The organism is Paenibacillus hemerocallicola (assembly GCF_006265175.1).
GTDB lineage: Bacteria > Bacillota > Bacilli > Paenibacillales > NBRC-103111 > Paenibacillus_AB > Paenibacillus_AB hemerocallicola.
Window position 1 is genome coordinate 1 of sequence record NZ_VDCQ01000019.1, and the last position, 21927, is coordinate 21927.

Genomic DNA, 21927 nt, shown 5'->3' on the forward strand with positions numbered 1-21927 from the left:
GTGCCTGTAACGCCAGTCGGCCCCGTAACGCCCTGAATGCCTTGAACGCCAGCCGGTCCGATATCGCCCGTGGCGCCTGTAACGCCTGTCGGCCCCGTAACGCCCTGAATGCCTTGAGCGCCAGCCGGTCCGATATCGCCCGTAGCGCCGGTTGGTCCTGTAATGCCCTGAATGCCTTGAGCGCCCGTAGCCCCAGTAACGCCTTGGTTGCCCTGAGCGCCAGTCGCTCCGGTATTGCCGGTATCGCCCGTAGCGCCGGTAATGCCTTGGATGCCTTGAGCTCCAGTCGGCCCAGTTTCGCCCTGGATGCCTTGAGCGCCGACTGCTCCCGTTTCGCCTTTAGGCCCTATGGGACCGGTATCGCCCGTTTCGCCGCGGGAACCGGACCACCCGGATTCGCCCTTCTCGCCTTTTTCTCCCTTTTCGCCTTTTTCACCGTTATCGCCCTTCGGCCCTGCAGGTCCTGCCGGCCCCGCCGCACCCTGAGGTCCTACAGGACCTTGCTCGCCACGAACGACTTCCTGCGGCTTCGCGGCGGTTGTCGAACCCGGCAGCTCGACCAAATAAGCGACGCCGTCTTTATGTACGACCGAGATGAGTTGTCCGACCGCAAGCGCGGCGGATTCCAGCTTCTGCGAAGAATTTTTGTCGAAGTATTGGGTTTCGGCGGACAGGATGAAAGTTTCCGCGGACGAGCCTATCGCAACCGAAACGGAATTGCCGGCGACCGAAGTGACGACGCCGCTCGTTACCGCATTGGACAAATTCGCGGGCACCGCCGAGCTTCCGTTCGTCAAGTAAGGGAGCGCATTGCTGAGCATGGCGGCCATCTGCGCGCGAGTGACCAGTTCTTTCGGCTTGAACGTGTTGTCGCTGAAGCCTTCGACGATTTTCAGATCGACGGCGGCGTTAATATATCCGCGCAAGGAAGGGGTGCTTTGGCCAAAATCGGTAAAGGAGCTTGACGTGCCGGCGAGCCGGTCGGCATCGGCCTGGCGATCGATAATGCGAATGATCAGCTTCGTGGTCCATTCGCGGCTGGCAGGTTGTTGTCCCCACTGGCCTGCGCCCGAGCCATTCTCCTCCTGAGCGTTCAACAGCCCTTCCTTCAGCGCCAAAGACACGTAAGGCTTGGCCCAGTCGTCGGAAGCGAGCGGCGGGTTGGCCGACGCTTCCGACGAAACCTTGTCCTCCAGACTGAGCAGCCGGATCGCCATCAGAATCGATTCCTGATGGGTTACGTTGCTGTTCGGATTAAAGAGGCCGGCGTTATCGCCGACGATAATGTCCATCAGTGCGAGCTTGGCGATGTACTTCTGAGCCCACGGTGCCGCTTCGGCGTCCTTGAATGTCGCGCTCGCGGCCGATGCGATCTGGGTCGCCGGACTCAGTGTAGCGAGCACTGCCATGGCAACGGATGATTTTCGTATAAATGGTTGCATAAGGTCCTCCTCATAAATAAATCGTAAACGTTGTTGCTGCGGTATAAAGCCGGACGGACAATCGGGGAGCCGGATGAAGGATAATCCGCGTATTCCCCCTTAGTTGAACGGAGAGGCATGAGGTGCTGCTGCGGCTACGACAGCCTTATAGTATCACAGGGGAAAGAGGTGATATCATTAACAATAGTTCAAATTTCCCCTTTTCGAATAAGAAGGCGATAATTGAAAGTATTGGAATATAGAATAAGAGAATCGAGAATTTATTGCGATAAATGATCGGTTTTAATTGTTTTGTCGGAATACGATTATTAATTTACTCCTTGACAAAAATAATTTATGATATGAATTGTTTTGTATATAGGTACAAGGATTTGTTTTTAGGGAAGAAGCATTAACATTACATCAATTTTTTTTGACATCGTGCATCGCTTTTTTGTTGTAAATAATCGATTATAATCTAGTAGAGGCATCAATTTGGCAGCTTGGAGCGTGATCTGGCATGAGAACCGACATTATAGTGTTTGCACAGCATTTCGAAGCTTTGCAGGAATGTTTATTCAACATAAGACTTTCGACTCAGTCTTCTTACCGTCTGATTGTAGTGGCAGAGGAAGGCGCCAACTCTATCAAGGAATGGTTGGAGCAAAACAGCAATGTCGTCCCGGTTGTCGGCAAAGACGGGATCGGGGTGGCGGCGGCATACAATCTGGGGGAGCGGGTCGCGGATACGGATCATGTCGTATTTATGCGCGACTACATATACGTGACCGACGGGTGGCTGGAGCGTCTGAACGGCTGCATGGAGCGCAATGGGCGGGCAGCGATGGTCGGCCCGGTCAGCAGCGGCGTCAGCGGCATGCAAAATGCCGACTTTCCAAGCGATAATCCGGCGGTCACCGAGCATTTCTCCGAAAGCCTCGGGGTCATGCGGGCCAATGAAAGCAAGCGGGTCCCCCGATTGCTAAGCCATCTCGTCATGATTCGCAAAAGCGTGTTCGACGAGTTGGGCGGTTTCGACGAGCGATTCGAGCCGGAATCTTACGAAGACGACGATATGTGCTACCGTGCGCTGATGTCCGGTTACGAGATGTATGTGGCGAAGGACTGCTTCGTCCGGTATGAGCGGAAATTCGGACCGTACGCCGACGATCCGACCTGGTACCAGCGTCACATTCAGGCTAACGGCCATAGGGCTCTAGCAAAATGGGGCTTCGACCTGCCGGCCGCGCTCTATGCCTGGAGGCAGCCGATCACGATCAGCTTGTGCATGATCGTCAAGAACGAGGAGCAGACGTTGGCCCAATGCCTGTCGAGCGTAGAGGGAATCGCGGACGAGATCGTCATCGTGGACACCGGCTCGAGCGACAGAACGAAGGAAATTGCCGGACGGTTTACCGACCGCATCTACGATTTCGAATGGATCGACGATTTTGCCGCGGCGAGAAATTTCGCCTTCGGGCAGGCTAAGATGGATTACATGTTATGGATGGATGCGGACGATTCCTTCCTGCCCGCGGACGCGGACAAATTCCGCGAGCTGAAAAAGTCGCTGCAGTGGGATACGGACGCGGTCTCCATGGTATATAACCTGTCGTTCGACGAATACGGCAACGTGACGTCCAGTTTGCGCAGAAACCGGCTGGTGAAGCGCGAGAACGGATTCCGCTGGATCGGCGTCGTGCACGAATATCTTGCCGTTTACGGGAAGATCGAAAATGCGGACATTGGCGTAACGCACAACCGCCAGCATACGCAGACTGATCGCAATTTGAACATTTATGCCAGAAAAGAAAAAGAGGGGGTGCCGTTCTCCTCGCGGGATTTGTATTATTACGCCAACGAGCTGTTCGATCATTCGATGTGGGAAAAGTCCCTGCATTATTACGAACAGTTTCTCGACCGCAAGGACGGGTGGATCGAGGATGTGATCAACGCCTTCGGCCAGGCCGGCGATTGTCTGCACAAGCTGGACAAACGGCTGGAAGCGAAAGCGAAGGTGCTGCAATCGTTCGCCCATGCGCTGCCGCGTGCGGAGAACTGCTGCAGATTGGGCTACTACCATATGGAGGAAGGCGATTATGCAGGCGCTGCGTTTTGGTACAAAACCGCCGCTTCGCTGGATAAGCCGGTCAGTGCCATGGCGCTTATGCGTCATGCGTGCTGGACCTGGCTGCCTCATCTGCAGCTATGCGTTTGCTACAACAAGCTGGGACGGAACGATTTGGCCAAGCATCACAATGAGATTGCCGGGACGTATTTGCCCGATGACGCCAGAATCCGGTCGAATAGAACTTATTTTGAAAGCTTGGAAGCTTCCCGCGAGTAGCGGTGCCCCTTCCTGTCGCCTGATGAAAGAAAGCCGCTCCGTAAAGCGGTTTTTTTTCGTCGATGGGCGAAAAAATTTCTTCCCTTCCTCGAAGAAACACGTTTGTTGTTCAGAGAATGTTTAGACCGCTCGTTTATAATCAAAGATCAGAACCGTGCTATCGGACGAGCGGCGGGAGAACTGTCCGCGATAAAGGCAGTAAGGAGGGTGCGTAATGAACGCCATCATAGTGGATGACGAGCAGCCTGCGATCGATGTGTTGAAAGTCATGCTCGAGCAGGACGGCAGAATCGAAGTGGCCGGAACGTTTCGCAAGCCGGCCGATGCGCTCGAAGCGATCGGAACGCTGAGGCCGGATGTCGCTTTCTTGGATATTCAAATGCCGCGAATGAACGGCTTGGAGCTGTCCGAGCGGTTGCTGGAGGTACACGAGGAACTGGAGATCGTATTCGTAACCGCCTACGATCGATTTGCGCTGGAAGCGTTCAGAGCGAACGCGTGCGACTATTTATTAAAGCCGGTAGTTGAAAGCGATCTGGGCAGGACGATTATGCGGCTGTACAAAAGAAAACGTCTCCCTCCGAAAGATGTGCAGCCCGGCAACGCTATCCGCGCTTACTGCTTCGGCGGTTTTACGCTGCTCGGGATGCCTCCCGAGGGTGTGGCTATCCCTTGGAGAACCGTCAAAATACAGGAACTGATGGCTTATTTGTTAATCCGGAAAGGGCAGCAAATCAGCAAGTGGGAAATGATCAACGATATATGGCCCGATTGCACGGAGGAGCAGGCTCATTCCCATTTGCATACGGCCGTATATCAGATCAGAAAGACGTTGAAGCTGTACGGCGTCAACGCCCGCATCGATTTTCGCAACGCCCACTACCGCCTGGAGGCGGACGGACTGTGGAGCGACCTGGAGCAGTTCATGAAGCTCTCCGAAGGGGACAAGGAAGTGTCGTCGGCCAATGCGGGAGCTTATGAGCAATGTCTGGAGCTGTATAAGGGCGAGCTGTTCGGCGCGTGGAGCTATCCGTGGAGCATCCGTCTGAGGGAAGCTTGCCGTCTGCGCTATGCCGTTATGACCAAGAGCCTGTGCGACTATTTGATCGGGTCCGGCCAGCACCAGACCGCCTTGCAGCGGATTCAGCTGCTGATAGACACTCAGCCTCTCGACGAGGAAGCCTACATGCTGTCGATGCGGATTTATAAGTCGTTAAATAACAGGACCGCCTTTATTTCGCAATACCAGAAGCTCGAGCGGCTGCTGCAGGCGGAGCTGGGAGTATTGCCGGAGGAAAAGGTAAGGCGTCTTTACGAGAGTTGGGCCGGTATTATGACGGAATAGGCACGCAGCCGGGGAGCTCCGAAATCCGGAGTAAATCAACGCCCTGCTGGAGGATATTCGGATGTTTACAAAATCGTTACACGCGCAGGGCATTATATGTATTCTATCCGTTCTGATCATCGTTTCCTCCTTCGCCATTCCGATCTACAAGTCGTCCCATTCGTTCCGCCCGATTGCACAGGACGGCGTTGTCGATTTGGACGGATGGGATTGCCGGTCGGCGGATATCGTCAAGCTCGATGGGAGATGGTCGTTCTACTGGGGCGAGCTGCTTACGCCTGATGAGGTCGGCCGCGATCGGCCGCCCGTCTCCGGATATATGGAGGTGCCGGGAAATTGGGACGCCGTCAGCCTCGGAGGGACACGATTGCCGAAGGAAGGCTACGCGACATACAGGCTGAAGGTGCTGCTGCCCTGCGACGAAGGGACATTCGGGGTCAAAACGTCCAACATTCGCGCGTCCAACCGCATTTTCGTCAACGGCGAGCTGATCGGAGCAAGCGGCTCGCCTGCTTCTTCCGCCGATGCGATCGTACACCGGAACACGCCGTACGCCGCTTATTTCGAGCTGAAGGGAAACCGGGAAGCGGATATTCTCGTCCAGGTGGCAAGCTTCAAAAGCTATAACACGGGCATCGTGCATTCGATCTCGTTCGGCAACCAGCAAGCTGTCGCCGCGCTGAGCGAATACAATGTCATGGTGGACGGCATGATCGCCGGAGGCTTCTTCCTCATCTTCCTATATTTCTTCTTCATGTACTTTCAGCGCTTGAGCAAGGAATTGCTCTACTTTGCCCTGTTCGCCTTGAGCAGCTTCGTCTTTACGATTACCCACTACGATAGGCTGTTGATGAAGCTTGTTCCGGGGCTGGAGATTATGCCGCAGCTTATTTTGGAGAACTTGTCGGCAATAGGCGTTATCGCTTTTTTCTCGAGGTATACGTATTATTTACTGCCCGGGCTGTTTGCCAAATCCGTATTGCGCCTGATCGATGCGGTCATGCTCGTCTACGTCGTCCTGATCGTGTTCACGCCGGCTACTTATTATGCGCCGTACATTTACTCGCTGATCCCGCTCTCGCTGTTCTGCCTTGGAGTCAACGGCTACTATTTGTGCAAAGCCGCGCTGCAGCGCACGAGAGGCTCGGTCTATTTGGCGCTGTCCACGCTATGTCTGGCCGTGCTGATTTTGAATACGATGCTGAATACGCTTTGGAAGGTGGACGGTCACTTCTTTCTTCCGGTCGCCCAGCCTCTGCTCGTCGTCTCGCAGGCGCTGTACATGTCGCTTGCGTATACGACGGCGTTTCAGACGATTCAACGGCTCACGCAGAGATTGTCCGAGGTGGACAAGCTCAAGGACGAATTTCTGGCCCATACGTCGCACGAGTTCAGAACGCCGCTGAACGGCATCATCAATATTTCGCAGTCGATTCTGGACGGAGCCAGAGGACGGCTGGATTCGGAGCTGAGAGAGGATTTGCGCCTGATGCGGGACGTCGGCAAACGTCTCTCCGCGCTTGTGCACGATATATTGGATTATTCGCGGATCAAGCACAGGGATTTGGCGCTTCATCCGGAGCATGTCGACCTGTTCATGATCGCGAACGTCGTGGTGGAGCTCCACGAATATCTCATCCGCAACAAATCGCTTCGGCTCATCAATAGAATTCCATCCAAAACGTTCTATGTGTATGCCGATGAAAACCGCCTCCATCAAATTATGCGGAATCTCGTGGACAATGCGATCAAATATACGGACCAAGGAAGCGTCGCGGTTGAAGCGGTGTACAACAGCGATGAAGTGTGGGTCAGTGTGGAGGACACGGGAAGGGGGATCCCCAGCGAACAATTCGAGCGCGTATTCCAATCCTACGAGCAGATCGAGCCGGATAGTCCGCGCATGCCGGGTGGCTTCGGCCTCGGGCTGTCCATTACGAAGCAACTGGTCGAGCTTCACGGCGGGAAAATATGGATACAATCCGAGACGGGGAAAGGGACCAGGATGACTTTCTCCTTGCCTGCGAGCGTAAAGGAGCGCGAAGAATCGACCGGTGCGGCCGGCCCGTTTCCCGTACCGCCCCCCGTTCCCGTCCGTGATCCGTCGACATCCGAACCTGTCGGAAACGGGAGGAAGCCTCCGTATAAATTGCTTATCGTCGACGACGACTACAGCAATTTGCGCGTAATGCTCAATGTGCTCGCTTTGGAGCATTATGCGGCCGATGCCGTTTCCAGCGGCGAAGAAGCCGTCAAGCTTCTGGGTGGAGGCCACCGCTACGATATGTGCATAATTGACATCATGATGCCCGGGATGTCGGGTTACGATTTGTGCAGAGTTATCCGAAAATCTCATTCTTTGCTGGAGCTGCCCGTGTTACTTGTAACGGCGGGCTCGCAGCAGGGCGATCTTGAGGCGGGTTTTGCAGCCGGAGCCAACGATTTTTTGCAGAAGCCGTATAATTTGATCGAGCTGAAAAGCAGGGTGCAGACGCTGATCGGACTGAAGCAGTCGGCGAGTCTTCTCGTCCAGAAGGAGATGGCCTTTCTGCAGGCCCAGATCAAGCCGCATTTCCTGTATAACGCGCTGAATACGATCCTGTCGTTCAGTCATAGCGATCATGCCAGCGCCCGCAAAGTATTGCGGGAATTCAGCAATTATTTGCGCTACAGCTTTGATTTCAAGGACCATTCGGGCACCGTTCCGCTGCATAAAGAGGTATCGCTGCTGAAGTCGTACGTGGAAATCGAGAAGGCCAGGTTCGGCGGGCTGCTGAACGTACAGTTCAGCATCGATCCCGACGCTCTTCATTGCGAGGTCCCGTCACTGATGCTGCAGCCCCTCGTGGAAAATGCGATCCATCACGGCATCATGAAGAAGGAAGACGGGGGCAACGTCATCGTAACCGTTCGCATGAGCGACGGACTTGATATGAAGATCGCCGACGACGGCATCGGCTTCCCCGTATCCGGTACTCCGTGGCAGGAGCTGAAGCCGCAGAACACCGGGGTAGGCTTGCAAAACATTCACAGAAGACTGCTTTCCATGTACGGGGTCGGACTTGATATCGCGAGCGAGCCGGACAAAGGCTCGACCGTAACGTTGCGTATTCCGTTCCCGGACAAGGAAACGCAGGCGGGCGAATAACTTGCCCGCGCACGGATATATGCACTCGTATTCTCGTATTAATGAAGAAAAGGAAGAAGGCAGCGACTCGGGCTGTCTTTTTTACGTTTGACCCCGAAGAGGAAGCGGGGCGATGAACCGACTCGGCATACGCCCAGGTACATTTCCTTCCCGGCGCTCATATTCTAAGATGTAGTCTTCATTACTACCGAGATAAAGGAAGCGAGTCAACGTGCGTCAAGCGATCGCCATATTGGATTCCGGTGTAGGGGGACTTACGGTTGCCAAGGAAGTGATGAGGCAGCTGCCTCAGGAGGAAATCGTCTACTTCGGCGATACCGACCGGGCGCCGTACGGTCCGAGAGCCACGGATGAAGTGTTGGAATTTACGGAGCAAATCGTCAGTTACCTGCTGCACTTTAAACCGAAGATGATCATTATTGCATGCAATACCGCGACCGCCATAGCCCTTCAGCACATTCGTTCGTTGGTCGATATTCCGGTCGTAGGGGTCGTACAGCCAGGCGCCAGAGCGGCGATCAAGAAGACGAGGAACGGCTCCATCGGCGTGATCGGCACGGAAAACACGATTCGCAGCGGCGCTTACCAGCATGCGCTTCAGGCACTCAATCCGCATATTCGAGTCGTCGGATTGGCTTGTCCGAGGCTTGTACCGATTGTGGAAAGAAGGCTGTACCGTACGGATGAAGCGAAGGAGGCCGTGAGTCAGTCGCTGCAGCCGCTACTGAACACAACGATCGACAGTTTGATTCTCGGATGCACCCATTACCCGTTTCTGTCTTCGGCCATTGCCGAGGTGGTAGGGCCGCGCGTGTCGATGATCAGCTCGGCCGACGAGACGGCCCGGGAAGTCAGCGCGATTTTGCATCATCGGGGACAACTGGCCCGATCGGGCAAAATACCGATTCACCGTTTTTTTTGCAGCGGAGACCCGAATACGTTCCAAGCGATTGCCCAGGAATGGCTGGGGGAGCAAATTAAAGTATCGCCGGTATTTTGGCAGATGACCCGCTTGTCCGGGAACTGATTCGCAAACGATACGACAGAGCGAGAAGGCGGAGCGAACGGACGCTCCGCCTTCTTCAACTATTTTCCGGGAAAAGCCCTCCGGAAAAGCAAGGCGCATAGCGCGCGCCAAACAATCATAAAGGAGGCAATTAAAGGGAACGCTACGACTGCGAACGTTCCGGTAGGGAGCCGCCCGAGCCATAGGGAACGGAGGACCAGACCGAGCGGGACGGCCAGGCAGCACGTCAGGAGCGCATACAGCACCGCTTTGCCGACAGAGGAAACGGAGCTTGGCCGGTAAGTGCGGACGACCGCAAGAGCGATGACCCAACCGAGCGCAAACGGGATAGCGGTTGGCAAGGCGGCGAGAAGCGAGAACGTCATATCGTGGTCCTGCCTGCCGAGCAAGACGAACAAAAACAGGACGAGCAAATCCCCGCCGACGAGGATGAGCAAAGGCATTTGTAGCGATCTCCTTTTAATCGGCCGAACAGCCGGGTAATGAATAGTATCGGTGACGCTTTCCGCCGATGAACGTTGCGGAAGAAGGAGGGGATCGTATGATCCGCAGACTGCTGTCGTACAAGCATTGGAGCTCTGTGGTCGGCCGGGTAATCCGTCTGGTCGGTTCCAGGGGAATTCCGGTTAAGGAAAAGCTGCTCTTCGGCATACCGGTGCTGCTGTACTGGGTGCTTCCGGATGCGATTCCGTTTCTTCCGATAGACGATATCGCCGTTACGATGATCGCGATGAATTGGTTCGCGGCGCGCGCGGAGCGCAAGTACGGGCAGATCTCTTGACGGGTCGGCTCACAGCATATGCTTGTCGTATTCTTCCTCGGGCAGCCGTATCCATTTGCGCAAATAGCCTTGATCATACAGCGCTTTGACCAAAATGATGAGCACCGGCGACAAGATGACGCCCGCTACGCCGAACAGCGACAACGAGACGATCATGAACGAAAGCATCGTAAAGGCGGAGACGCCCAGCGAATCGCCGGTTATTTTGGGCTCCAATATTTGCCGCGTGCCGACTACGACGACGAGCAGGACCGTCAGCCAGACGGCAAGCTTGATGTTGCCAACGACGAACAAGTAGATGATCCATGGGATAAATACGGTAGATACGCCGAGCAGCGGCAGTACGTCAAAAATGGCCGACAGCAGCGCGATCGAGAATGCGTTGCCCACTCCGAGCAGCAGGAGTGCGATGAAGACTAGCACGAAGGTTAGCGCTATGAGCTTCGATTGGGCTTTAATATAGGTCACGATGCCCTTCAGCACGTTTTCCTTCAGGAAAAAAAACGCGGTCTTGAACGTACGCGGCGTCTTGTCCGAGGCGAACCGTTTCCACGATTCCGACTCGATGCTCAAAAAATAGGCGAGGATGACGCCGATCGCAAAGTTGAACACGAACGACGATACCGAGGAGAGCATGCCGAACAATCCGCCCAAAACGGTTGTAGCGAATTTGGCCCCTTTATCGGTGACGATCGTCGAATATTCCTTCGCTTTGTCGAGCCAATCCGACGGGATCGCATCCAGCTTGGATTCCCAATACCACATATTGTTGAACAGCTGTTCCTGCAGTGTTTTGGCATAGACGGGAATTTTCTGGGTCAGCTGATAAATTTGCGCCGTGAATATGGCCCCCGCCCCGATCAGAACGCCGAGAATAATCAAGATGAATACGAGCGTCGATATGGTGGTGGCCAGCGATTTCTTCATCCCTTTGCGGTTCAGGAACCGGGCGAACGGCTCGATGATCGCGAAGATGACCAACGCGAGAAAAATCGGCGTGGCGATCCGGTATAAGTAGCTGAAGGCAAGCATGAACAAATAAATCGTCAACGCCATTAACCCGATGTCGAACACCGTCTTGTAATATTTTTTGTAAAACGTGAGCATTGCGTCACCTCGGACCAAGGATGGATTCTCCCCACATTTTATCGGTTTGGGGATGGGAAGTCCACAAAAGTTAGACGATGCCGGCAAAACGTGGTATCATTTTGTAAATGACAAGTCAAACAAGGAGTGGAACCATATGAACGTAAAAATTACGAGAGCCGCGGCGAAGGTGCTGCTGAAAGAATTGGAGCAGGAAGAAAACAACGGGCTGAAGGTTCGGGTCAAAGTCGACTTTACCCACGGCAACCACGTTCATTACGCGCTCGGATTGGACGAGCCGTCCGAAGACGACATTGTAGTGACGACGGACAAAGGGATCGAGATCGTGATGGAGAAAAACGAAGCGATGCTCGACGGCGTCAAGATCGACTATTTATATATGCCTAACGAAGGATTTGTCATTACGAACCCGAGCAAAGGGAATACCGGCGACCACTAAATCCGATTACTCCTGGGCCGAAAGAGGGAACTCGAAAGACATGGCCAACGACATACGCATTTGCGATAAATGCAAACATATGAAAATCAAGACGGCGCTTTCGAAGCTGCAAAAGCTCGCCCCGGATACCGACATCAAGGTGGGCTGCAAATCGTATTGCGGTCCTTGCTCGAGGGCGGCTTTCATATTCGTTAACGGGCGGTATATTACGGCGCCGACCGAAGACGAAGCGATCGAGAAAGCGCAAAAGTATATGAAGGCATAAAGCGAAGACGGCCCCATACGGGCCGTCTTTCTCTTTACAGCCGGACGAGCCGCCTACGTGCAGGCGGCTGCGGTTCGCTACCGTTTCGGCTTGCCCGGCCGTCTTCTGGCCGGCGGCTTGCTGCGCAGCTTTAGCAAATAGGCGCCGTTCAGCAGTCCGGCGATGCCTCCGAGGACAAGGACCGTTTGAATCCATACGTCGCTCCTTTGATAAATAAAGACGAGCGCGGACGTTACGGCGAACGCTACGGCGATGACCAGTTCGACGATGACGAGAATAAGCATTCGGTTGCTGCGCATGAATCGGTCTCCTTTTAAGATAGGTAGGTAGTCCTTCTCGGGCTCTTGTCCCCTTATCATATCAAATAACGGACGCGGTAGGATATATGAGACGACGGTTCCGTGTTATAGTGAAAAGAAAACGGTTCGGGAGGAGAGTGTAACGAATGGAAGCTGTAGTAGTCGCAGGGATCGTCCTGCTTATAACATTGCTGTTGATAGGCAACGCCTCGGGCAAGAAAAAACGGCCAGGGAGGACGGGAAATAGGGGAACGCGATCCGTGGGCTCGAGGCCGTCTCCGCAATTGCCGCCATACGAAACCGGCGTATTGCCGGATCGATTGGGATTGCTGCCGGACGTTCCGTTGCATGGCACGGCCCGGCGGTTGGAGCGCGCTTTCGACGCCGGCTTCGGGTCGCAGCTGAAGCGTCGCGTGCTGGATAAATATACGCGAATGACGGAAGCGGAATATGATTATAAGCTGCTGGAGCTGAAACGGTATTTGCTCATGAATGCGGTACTGAAAGGGGTTCCGATGTTCAGCCCCGAGGTGGACGACATTTGGCATGAAATGCTCATGTTCACCCGCGAGTACGAGCGGTTTTGCGAGGAATGGAACGGCAGAACGGTTCATCACGCACCTCACGGGGAAGCGGAGCCGATGCCTGGCGAGCGGGCTTGGTTCGATTGGGTGTACAGCCAGTTGTTCGTAGCCACCCCATACAGCGGCCGGATATGGCGCGGATTTTTCCGCTACCCGCTCGATGCCGGGCTGCTGCAGTCGTTGGAGCGCGAAGCTCCGGAAACGATAGCCGAGAAAAGGTTCAGCGGGGCGTCGGCACAGACGAATCCGGAGACGGAGCAGACGATAGCGCTGCTCATACGGAAAGCGAAGGAGCAAATTTCGCAATCGAAAACCGCTCCTGCCGCGAACGGAACCATACCGGGGACGGGGAGTCCAAATGCACGCGAACGGTGGCAGGATCGGCCCGATTCTTCTTCGGCGTATTCGGGGACTGCCAACTTCGCGATGCTGGGCTCCGCGATGCTTCTGTTCTCGATGACCGATCCAACCGGCTACGAGCAGCAGATGGAGGCGATTATGCCCGAGGAAGAGAAGCGCAATCAGTCTTCGTGCGGCGGATCTTCCTGCTCGGGCGTAAGCGGAGACCGCCGCGATCCGGATTCCGGGGACGGAGGCGACACCGGAGGGAGCTCCGATGGAGGCAACTCGTCGGGCGATTCCTCCTCATGCAGCTCCAGCTCTTCTTCTTGCTCGTCCGGCTGCGGGGGCGGAGGGGACTGACCGCTCTTGTATGGCAAAGCGGCTATGGATGGATTAAAGGCGGTGTAGCCTTCTATATAGCAACAGGCATGAAGTCGGCGTCCCGATAATGGTTTGTTCCGACAAGAATGAACCCCGTTTTGCTAATGCTGAACTCAAGTTCGCCATTAGCAGGACGGGGTTCATTTTTTCTCCGCAGGTGCCGGACTAACCGGAGCGGGAAGCTGCGGCGGGAACGGAGGCCGATCCGGCCTCCTTCTCCTCGCCGCATCCCCCGATCAGCGCGAAGCCGAGGATGAGCAGCACGATGGCGTACGCATAGACGAACGCTTTGTTGGTCACCCCGGTCTACACCCTTTCGCGGGCCAAATCGATTTCTTCGATGAAACCGACCAGCGAATCGTGCAGCCGCTTGCGCGCTTCCTCCTCGATCGTGAGCTTGCCTTGATCGTCGCGGAGCACTTGGGAATCCACGATATATACGCCGGTTTGCAGACGGGTTGCTCCGAGAGCCGACAGGACGGGCTTGAGCGAGTAATCGATGGACAGAAGATGGGCGATCGTGCCGCCTATGGCGACGGGCAATATCGTTTTGCGTACGAGCGCCTTCTGCGGCAGCAGATCGAGGAACGTTTTCAGCAAGCCCGTGTAGGCCGCCTTATATACGGGCGTGGCGATTAGGACAGCGTCCGCTTGCTCCACCGATGCGATGCTCTTCAGCACCTCTGGGCTGTCGAAACGGGCGTGAACCAGATCGGCGGGAGGCAAGTCGCGGACTTGCAAACGTTCTACATAGGCGCCGGATGTTTCCAGCACATATTGGGCGTAATCGAGAATGCCGTTCAGACGGGAGGACTCGGTCGGACTTCCGGAAATAATTACGATTTTGGACATATGGGACACCTGCTTTTCTTCAAAATGGTTGCATACCTCGTAAAAAATATTGGCGGACAAACGCACGAAAAAGAGGCTTTCGCCTCCCGCTTCGATCATACGAATCGGGGTGCGAAAGCCTCCGGCGGTCCGGTAGGCTTATCGGCTTTGCTGTTTCAGAGGCTCGGGACGGGAACGGCCCGGACTCGCGGAGTACGAATCGAACCGTTTCCGCTCCGTCCGTTCGATTTGCACGATTTTGCCGTCATGCACGATGATCTGCACGTTGCCGTATTCCAACCCCTTCACGCTGCTCAATATGCGATCCGCCCAAACGTCATCCAATTGAACCGCATTGCCCATCTTGCATTCCTCCGTTTCGAATCGATCTTTATCAACTATTCCTATAAATATAGTTGGTTTATCTATGTGGGCATCTTATCATCGGCTGGCTGCGGCTGTCAATCGTCTCCGGAGATGTTGTTGGAATGATTTAAAGATGGACCTGGCGGTTGGAAATATACGGTTTCCCCGCGTTTTTGCGATCCCGGCGGCCGGAGGCGCTCGGTCCTTTCGTTCAAAATGACGGAAATTTGGCGAGCGTCCGCAGCCGGTTTTTCCGATGGTTGGAGCAAACGGGAATGCAACCGTCGAGGCTGACAATGCTCCATATTTCCGGATGCTTTCGTGTATATACTTTCCGCTTCTACGGACTTATGATCAAATACGTAAGCTAAAGATGAAAGCGTTTTAGAAACCGATTACTGGGAGGTCGACTCATGAAAAAACGCGTATGGACGAAAGGAAGAAAAGGCGCGAGCCTGCTGTTGTCCGTCTCGTTGCTGGCCGTCTTCGCGGCGGCATGCGGGGGGAATACGCCGCAGCAAGCGGATGGGCAAACGGGAGCGAGCGGGGGAGAGACGCCAAAGGAGCCGTCGAAGGAGCCGGTCACGCTCGTGTTTTATTCGAATAACGGCGGTACGGTCGAGGCGTTCGACCAGCGGTTCGGCGATGCGCTCCGCAAGAAGTTTCCGCATTACACGATCGAGTATATCCGCGCCGAGAAAGGAACGATGCTGCCCGATCTCGTAGCTGCGGGGAAGAAATTCGATATATTTTTCGCTTCCATCGGCAACTATGAAAGCGCCCTGTTCGAGTACAAGCTGGAGAAGGATATGACTTCGCTGATCGCGAGCAAGCAAATCGACTTGAACCGGTTCGAGCCGTCGATCATCGAGGCGATGAAGCAAATTTCGGGAGGCAAAATGTACGGCCTGCCGGTGTTCAACAATGTGATGGTGACGTTCTACAACAAAACGATATTCGACAAGTTCGGCGTGACGTACCCGAAGGACGGCATGACTTGGGACGAAGCGCATGCGCTGGCGAAAAGACTGGACAAAAACGAAGGCGGTCGCCAATACGTGGGCCTGACGGTCAATCCGGGCAAAATCATCAGCCTGAACCCGTTCTCGATACAGGCTCTGGACACGAAGACGGGCAAGCCGACGATCAACTCGAACGACGGCTGGAAGAAGCTGTTCGACACGATGTTCGTCAAGCCGCTGCAGGATGCCGGCGTACGCGAGGAAATGGCCCGGCAGAAAAAAATTCCCGACCACTACTCTTTCGTGCGCGAGCATAATTTGGCGATGTATGTATATTCGGCCGATCTCCCCGCCGTACTGCCGGCGGAAATGGAAAATGTCGATTGGGATATGGCGGCGATGCCGCATTACGCCGATCAGCCGCGTATCGGCTCTCAGGCGTATCCGAGCTACTTTGGCATTACGACCTTGACCCAACATCCGAACGAGGCGATGGAGGCGATCAAATATTTGACCTCGGACGAATATCAGCTGGACATGTCCAAATCGGGCAACATTCCGGTGCTCGGCAAGGAAAACATCCAGAAGGCGTACGGGACGGAAGCGAAATACAAGGATAAGCGCCTCTCGTCGGTATTCTACAACAAATCCGCCCCGATTCCCCTCAAGTCCGCGCTCGATCCGGCGATCGCGAACATTTACGCGAAGCAGGCGGCCGCTCAGATGGCGCTGACCTCGATCGATATGAACACCGCGTTCCGGGTGGTGGAGGAAGAGGCGTTGAAAACGATCCAGCAGGAGAACAGCAAGTAAACTCGCATTCGGGAGGTTGGGACAGTGACGAATAGCAACAGGGCGTATTATATGGCAAAAGAACGGGAAATTCGATGCCGCATCGTAAGCGCGGAAGACGGATTCGGCGCGGAGGCCGCTGACGAGTTCCGCAGGGCGGTCCGCAAATCGTGCGGAGCCGGGACGGAATCGGCTGCGGTGGAGGAACCGGAGGTTATTCCGCCGGACGGGGTGCAGGTTGTGTTCGTGCGGAACGGGGAATTGGAGCGGTACGGGGTCGCGTCCAAGCCGCTCCCGGAGGAAGGATATCGCATCGTGTCGACGGAAAACCGGCTTCTGTTCGCGGCCGATGCCGATTTGGCGCTGCTGTACGGGGCATGCGATTTTCTGGACCGGTATATGGGCGTACGCTGGCTGTGGCCGGGAGAGCTCGGCACGTTCGTGCCGAAGCGCGATACGTTCGTCCTGCCGGACATCGATACGATCGACCGTCCGCAGCTGGAGCACCGCCGCCTGCGCTCGGCGAAGAACACGCCCGAGGTGGCCCGCTGGAATGCGGCGCACCGGATGGGCAACCGCTCGGTGTTCAAGTTCGGGCATGCATTTACGCATTGGTGGTCGCGCTACGGGCAAGACCGGCCGGATTACTTCGCCCATCCGCCGCAGGGAGAGCGGCAGGTGGAGGACGATCGGATCAAGCTGGACCTGAGCAACGAAGCGGTCGATGACGCGATCATCGCCGAATGGACAGAGGCCGGACGTCCGGACAATTGGAACGTGTCGCCGAACGACGGTATCGGCTTCTGCGTCAGTCCCGGCTGTCTGGCGATGGATGAGCCTCCGGATCCGGACGAGTCCGCCGTATGGAAGGGGAGCGTCAATTTGACGCCGCGGTACGTGAAGTTCTGGAACCGGCTCATTCGCAAAATGCGCGCTCTTAACCCGAACGTGACGTTGTCCACCTATGCGTACAGCTGCTACAGGGAGCCTCCCGCTCCGCCTCTGCGGCTGGAGGACGGGATGATCGTAGGCATCGTCCATTCGTGGGAAGCTTACGACCAGTGGAAAGGCTGGCACGAGGCCGGGGCCAGGCTGTATTTGCGGCCGAACTGGTGGCATTACGGCGCCGCCGCGCCGCATCTGATGCTTCGCGCCACCGGAGCCTACTTCAAATTTGCTGCCGGGCACGGCATGCTGGGCTTCGATTTCGACAGCATTATGGGACATTGGGGAACGCAAGGGGCGAGCTATTACTTGATCGCCAGATTATCCGTAAGGCCGGAGCTATCGTTCGAAGAGGTGCTGGCGGAGTTTTGCTCGGCTTTCGGCGAGGCGGCGCCGGCGATACGCGAATACCTCGCCTACTGGGAGACCTTCTCGGAAGAAGCGGCGTACAACGTCATCGCCCGCAAAGCCATTCCCGGCAGCGTCGAAGGGAAATTCGAACAGGTCGTCGCCCGATACGATCTCCCGAGCGCTCCGACGAGCGCGGGTTGGTTCACGCTGCCCTATTTGCTGACGGACGACGTGCTGCAGCCGGCGAAGGCGATTCTGGACCGGGCGGAAACGATGCTCGCGGGCGGAGACGGCGCCGACGCGGAAGCGGCCGGCCGAATCGGATTTTTGCGGGACGGTTTGCGGCACGCGGAGCTTACCCGGGACGTCATCCGTTACGGATACGAGCCGTCGCGCCCTGCGGGTGCCACGTTGGAGCAATACGTCAAGCTTCGGAGCGAGCTGGACGAGCTGCGCGCGGAGCTGGATGCGAGTAACGTCGTGTGGAAAGACTTTACCGACCTTCAGGAGTATAGACGGAACGTGCCGACCCACGAAGACCGCACGACCGGCTGGGAGCGCGGAGCGCCGTCGGAATTGTCCGGAAAGGAGGTGGATGATATTAACCGGGGACTTTTTTAAACCGGTAGTTTCCCGGTATTCGCAGGTAACCATACTTTCGACGGTAAAGGAAGGTGCGAATCATGAAAGGGACATGGAAAAAAGCGGCTTGCACGGCGGCGGTTGCCCTCGGTGTGCTGGCGGGGGCTCTGCTGGCCCCGTCCGGCACGGCGTTGGCGGACGACCCCATCCCGGCTTTCCCGGGAGCGGAGGGCTACGGCATGTACACGACCGGCGGACGCGGCGGAGCCGTCTACGAGGTGACGAATCTGAACGACAGCGGACCGGGCTCGCTGCGCGATGCGGTCAGCGGCAGCAATCGGACGATCGTCTTCCGCGTAGGCGGAACGATCCAACTGAATTCGCTGCTGCCCGTCACCGGGTCCAACCTGACGATCGCGGGGCAAACGGCTCCGGGGGACGGCATCGCGGTGGTCGGTTATCCGATCCATATCCGGGCCGACAACATCATTATGCGCTACATGCGCTTCCGGCTCGGCGACGTCAACAATTACGAAGCCGATGCGGGCTTCGCCGGCGGCCGCAAAAATCTGGTCATCGACCATTGCACGTTTACGTGGGGGAACGACGAAGTATTATCGATGTACCCGAACGAGGACGTTACCGTCCAATGGTCGATCGTCGGAGAGGCGCTGGACAACTCCGTCAATCACGAGGGCAGACACGGACTCGGAGGCATATGGGGCAGCGGCGCCAGCTACCATCATAATTTGATCGTCCATAACCTGGACCGAAATCCCCGCTTCATGACTTACCCGAATCCCCCTTTCCCTCCGGATCGGGTCATCGATTTCCGCAACAACGTCATCTACAATTGGAATCTGCACTCGATCACTTATGGACAAAACTTGAATTTCAACGTCGTCAACAACTACCTCAAGTGGGGACCGGATACGCGGAGCGATAAGAAGGCCGTCATTCTGGCCGCCATCCGCGACTCGACTTATTACCTGAACGGCAATTATGTCGACGGCTCGCCGACCGTCACGGCGGACAATTCGCTCGGCATTCTGTATCCGTCGGCGGGAGCGATCAATTTGACCGCATCCGAGACGGAAATCCCCCGCACGGAAGGCTACCCGGAGACAACAATCACGACGCATACGGCAACGGACGCCTACGAGCTCGTGCTCTCCGGAGCCGGTGCAATATTGCCGAAGCGGGATTCGGCCGACGCGCGGACGATATCGGAGGTACGCAACCGGACGGGGCGCATTCTCGATTCGCAGCGGGAGGTCGGAGGCTATCCGGTGCTGGCTTCGGGCACAGCTCACGTCGACACCGACCACGACGGCATGCCCGACTCGTGGGAGATCGCGAACTCTCTCGATCCGAACGACGCCTCCGATCGCAATAGCGATGCGGACAGCGACGGGTATACGAATCTGGAGGAATATCTGAACTCCATCGTCGGCAACGGCTCCAACAATCCGGTTGTTAGCATCACGACCCCGGCGATGCATTCCCATCTGACGGCGGGCGGCAGCGTCACGATCGACGTGTACGCTTGGGACAGCGACGGCACGGTGCAGAAGGTGGAATTTTATGCCGGCGACACGAAGCTGGGAGAAGATATGTCGAGTCCTTACTCGTATACTTGGACCGGCATTCCCGAAGGCGCGCATTATTTGACGGCACGCGCCGTCGACAACTCGGGAACGTCGACGACCTCGTCTTCTTTTCCGGTCTACATTGACTACACGGGCAGTATTTCGCCTTGGGAATCGCTTGATATCGGCACGGTCGGCATACCCGGGCACGCCGATTTGACCGGAGGGACGTTGACGGTCAAAAGCGCGGGATATATCCGAAATACCGGCGACGCATTTCAATATGTGTACCGTCCGCTCGGGGGCAACGGCGAGCTGATCGTGCGCGTCGATGCGATTACGCGCACGAATGAAGAGGCGAAGGCCGGCATCATGATCCGCGATTCGTTGACCTCGGACTCGAAGATGGCGATGGTCGGTCTAGACAACAACATGCAGCAGTACCGCCCGACCTTCTATGAACGGACGGCGAACGGGGTCCAATGGGTGACGGAGCAGGAAAGCTTTACGGTGCAGCTGCCGTATTGGCTGAAGCTGATCCGTTTCGGCGAGCGGGCGTCCGCCTACATATCCCAGGACGGGACGATATGGACGCTGGTCGGCGAGACGGAGTTCGGGGACGGGGACGCCTACATCGGCATCGTGTCCGATCCGGCCCAGGAGCCGCATGACCGGTTGAAATATAATACGTCCCGCTTCTCCGGCATACAGTTCAACGAGATTCCTGACGTTCCGGCAGCGCCTGCGGGGCTTGCCGTGTCCCGTTCCGTATACGACGTTCAATTGAGCTGGAATCCCGTCGCATACGCCGACGGTTATATCATCAAGCGCAGCTACACGAAAGGCGGACCGTACCACGAGATCGGCATTTCGTCGACAACCTCCTATACCGATACGACGGCGCAGTCAGGAATCAATTATTTCTACGTCGTTCATGCGAGCAATACGTATGGCGAAAGCGTGTTTGCTTCGAATGAAGCGAATGGGGCGATTCTGGACAGCGATCCGCGTACCCATCTCGTCTACGAGGATTTCGAATACGCGACGCTCGCGACCCGGTCGCCGCCTTTGTTCCAGCCGAGGGAAACGACGTTGGCCAACTATTTGACCGTAGCGACTGTGCCTTCCGGCTCCAGCGGCAACGCCTCCGAGCAAACGCTGGAGCTGTACGACGCGAGCGCCGTCACGACGGAAGGCTCGTTCGCCTTCCCGGACCAGGGCGGCGTATTCACGGTGGAAGTCGATTTCATGGAGCCGGTCACGCTGAACCCGACGCGGGTATTCCGGCTGCTCACGTCCACGCGTTATTACGTGGAGCTGATGATGTACAAAGGCAACGGCTGCGGCGCCAATCCTTGCTTCTCGTACCGGGCGTCGGACGGCATCTACTACGCCTTGCCGAGCAATAACGGGTTTACCGCCAACGTCTGGTACAATATCCGCGCATCCGTCGACGTGCCGAACGAAGAAGTCACCTATTGGATAAACGGATTGCCGGCCGGAACGGTGCCGTTCTACAAGGCCGCCGGTTGGCCGAGCCCGGCCAGTCTCGCCAAGCTCGTCACCTTCTCGGACACGTCCAGGCAGTACAGCTATTACTTGGATAACGTCAAGCTGATCGTGGACGGTCCGGATGTGCCGGCGCTTCAGGCGGAAGGCTCGGACGCTTCGGTACGGCTGGAATGGTCCGCGGTTGCCGGAGCGTCATCGTATAACGTGTATCGTCTGAATCCGGTTACGGGCCGATATGTTCCTGTCGCTCTGGGTGTGGCGGGCGGCGAATGTACCGATTCCGGCCTGACCAACGGCTCGATCTACACGTATGCGGTAGCCGCCGTTCATCCGTCGACCGGGGAAGGCGACTATTCGCAAGCGGCGGCGGCCGAGGCGGGAGCGTAAGAAATTCCCGTTGCGTGCTTGTCCCGACATACGGATCGGGTACGATCCAACCGATACTCCGGCAGCTGTATCGCCGGAGTATTTGGCGTCCGCACCCGCGAAGCGGCGAGACGATTCGATCGAT

18 protein-coding genes are annotated in these 21927 nt (G+C 56.3%); 11 read left to right on the forward strand and 7 right to left on the reverse strand.

Annotated elements, in window-relative coordinates; genetic code table 11:
- A partial coding sequence (locus FE784_RS42410; protein WP_176706236.1) for an S-layer homology domain-containing protein occupies nt 1-1442 on the reverse strand: 1442 nt, incomplete at its 3' end.
- Nucleotides 1443-1941: 499 nt separating this feature from the next.
- Between FE784_RS42410 and FE784_RS15120 the strand changes: the two genes are divergently transcribed.
- The 4 genes from FE784_RS15120 (at nt 1942) to racE (ending at nt 9288) form a co-directional block, all read left to right on the forward strand.
- Nucleotides 1942-3768 carry a glycosyltransferase gene (locus tag FE784_RS15120; protein ID WP_139603048.1) on the forward strand — a complete coding sequence of 609 codons (1827 nt, stop codon included), beginning with the start codon at nt 1942-1944 and terminating at the stop codon, nt 3766-3768.
- A gap of 214 nt (nt 3769-3982) precedes the next feature.
- Entirely contained in the window at nt 3983-5113 is a 1131-nt protein-coding gene (locus tag FE784_RS15125) for a response regulator (protein WP_139603049.1), read from the forward strand.
- A gap of 61 nt (nt 5114-5174) precedes the next feature.
- Nucleotides 5175-8261, forward strand: a complete 3087-nt coding sequence (locus FE784_RS15130; RefSeq protein ID WP_139603050.1) for a hybrid sensor histidine kinase/response regulator — start codon at nt 5175-5177, stop codon at nt 8259-8261.
- Nucleotides 8262-8472: 211 nt separating this feature from the next.
- A complete protein-coding gene (gene racE, locus FE784_RS15135; protein ID WP_139603051.1) occupies nt 8473-9288 on the forward strand; it encodes a glutamate racemase in 816 nt (271 codons plus the stop codon).
- 59 nt (nt 9289-9347) lie between these two features.
- Here racE and FE784_RS15140 read toward each other — a convergent pair whose 3' ends face one another.
- The gene (locus FE784_RS15140) at nt 9348-9731 is read right to left on the reverse strand and encodes a DUF3054 domain-containing protein (RefSeq protein ID WP_139603052.1); all 384 of its coding nucleotides are present in this window, start codon (nt 9729-9731) and stop codon (nt 9348-9350) included.
- A gap of 98 nt (nt 9732-9829) precedes the next feature.
- On the opposite strand from FE784_RS15140, the gene FE784_RS15145 reads away from it, so the two are divergent.
- A complete protein-coding gene (locus tag FE784_RS15145) occupies nt 9830-10069 on the forward strand; it encodes a hypothetical protein (RefSeq protein WP_139603053.1) in 240 nt (79 codons plus the stop codon).
- Nucleotides 10070-10078: 9 nt separating this feature from the next.
- Here FE784_RS15145 and ytvI read toward each other — a convergent pair whose 3' ends face one another.
- Nucleotides 10079-11176: a sporulation integral membrane protein YtvI gene (gene ytvI / locus FE784_RS15150; RefSeq protein WP_139603140.1), complete on the reverse strand. Its 1098-nt coding sequence runs from the start codon at nt 11174-11176 to the stop codon at nt 10079-10081.
- Nucleotides 11177-11312: 136 nt separating this feature from the next.
- Here ytvI and FE784_RS15155 point away from each other — a divergent pair, with 136 nt between their 5' ends.
- Together FE784_RS15155 and FE784_RS15160 are read left to right on the forward strand one after the other, a co-directional pair.
- Nucleotides 11313-11615, forward strand: coding sequence for a HesB/IscA family protein (locus FE784_RS15155; protein ID WP_139603054.1), 303 nt, complete (start codon nt 11313-11315; stop codon nt 11613-11615).
- A gap of 40 nt (nt 11616-11655) precedes the next feature.
- On the forward strand, nt 11656-11880 hold the full coding sequence (locus FE784_RS15160; RefSeq protein WP_139603055.1) for a YuzB family protein: 225 nt from the start codon (nt 11656-11658) through the stop codon (nt 11878-11880).
- 77 nt (nt 11881-11957) lie between these two features.
- Here FE784_RS15160 and FE784_RS15165 read toward each other — a convergent pair whose 3' ends face one another.
- Entirely contained in the window at nt 11958-12179 is a 222-nt protein-coding gene (locus tag FE784_RS15165; protein WP_139603056.1) for a hypothetical protein, read from the reverse strand.
- Nucleotides 12180-12325: 146 nt separating this feature from the next.
- Between FE784_RS15165 and FE784_RS15170 the strand changes: the two genes are divergently transcribed.
- The gene (locus FE784_RS15170) at nt 12326-13465 is read left to right on the forward strand and encodes a glycine-rich domain-containing protein (RefSeq protein ID WP_139603057.1); all 1140 of its coding nucleotides are present in this window, start codon (nt 12326-12328) and stop codon (nt 13463-13465) included.
- Between the two features lie 186 nt (nt 13466-13651).
- On the opposite strand, the gene FE784_RS42415 is transcribed toward FE784_RS15170, so the two are convergent.
- The 3 genes from FE784_RS42415 to FE784_RS15180 form a co-directional block, all read right to left on the reverse strand.
- Nucleotides 13652-13786 (reverse strand): hypothetical protein, encoded by a 135-nt coding sequence (locus tag FE784_RS42415; RefSeq protein WP_281287099.1) that lies wholly within the window; start codon nt 13784-13786, stop codon nt 13652-13654.
- 6 nt (nt 13787-13792) lie between these two features.
- Entirely contained in the window at nt 13793-14338 is a 546-nt protein-coding gene (gene ssuE, locus FE784_RS15175; protein ID WP_139603058.1) for an NADPH-dependent FMN reductase, read from the reverse strand.
- A 138-nt stretch (nt 14339-14476) separates the two neighbouring features.
- Nucleotides 14477-14680: a YezD family protein gene (locus FE784_RS15180; RefSeq protein WP_139603059.1), complete on the reverse strand. Its 204-nt coding sequence runs from the start codon at nt 14678-14680 to the stop codon at nt 14477-14479.
- A 416-nt stretch (nt 14681-15096) separates the two neighbouring features.
- Between FE784_RS15180 and FE784_RS15185 the strand changes: the two genes are divergently transcribed.
- The 3 genes from FE784_RS15185 (at nt 15097) to FE784_RS41590 (ending at nt 21803) form a co-directional block, all read left to right on the forward strand.
- Nucleotides 15097-16458, forward strand: a complete 1362-nt coding sequence (locus FE784_RS15185; RefSeq protein WP_139603060.1) for an ABC transporter substrate-binding protein — start codon at nt 15097-15099, stop codon at nt 16456-16458.
- A 24-nt stretch (nt 16459-16482) separates the two neighbouring features.
- Nucleotides 16483-18354, forward strand: a complete 1872-nt coding sequence (locus FE784_RS15190) for a DUF4838 domain-containing protein (protein ID WP_139603061.1) — start codon at nt 16483-16485, stop codon at nt 18352-18354.
- Between the two features lie 62 nt (nt 18355-18416).
- Nucleotides 18417-21803 (forward strand): Ig-like domain-containing protein, encoded by a 3387-nt coding sequence (locus tag FE784_RS41590; protein ID WP_218103779.1) that lies wholly within the window; start codon nt 18417-18419, stop codon nt 21801-21803.
- Nucleotides 21804-21927: the final 124 nt, after the last annotated feature.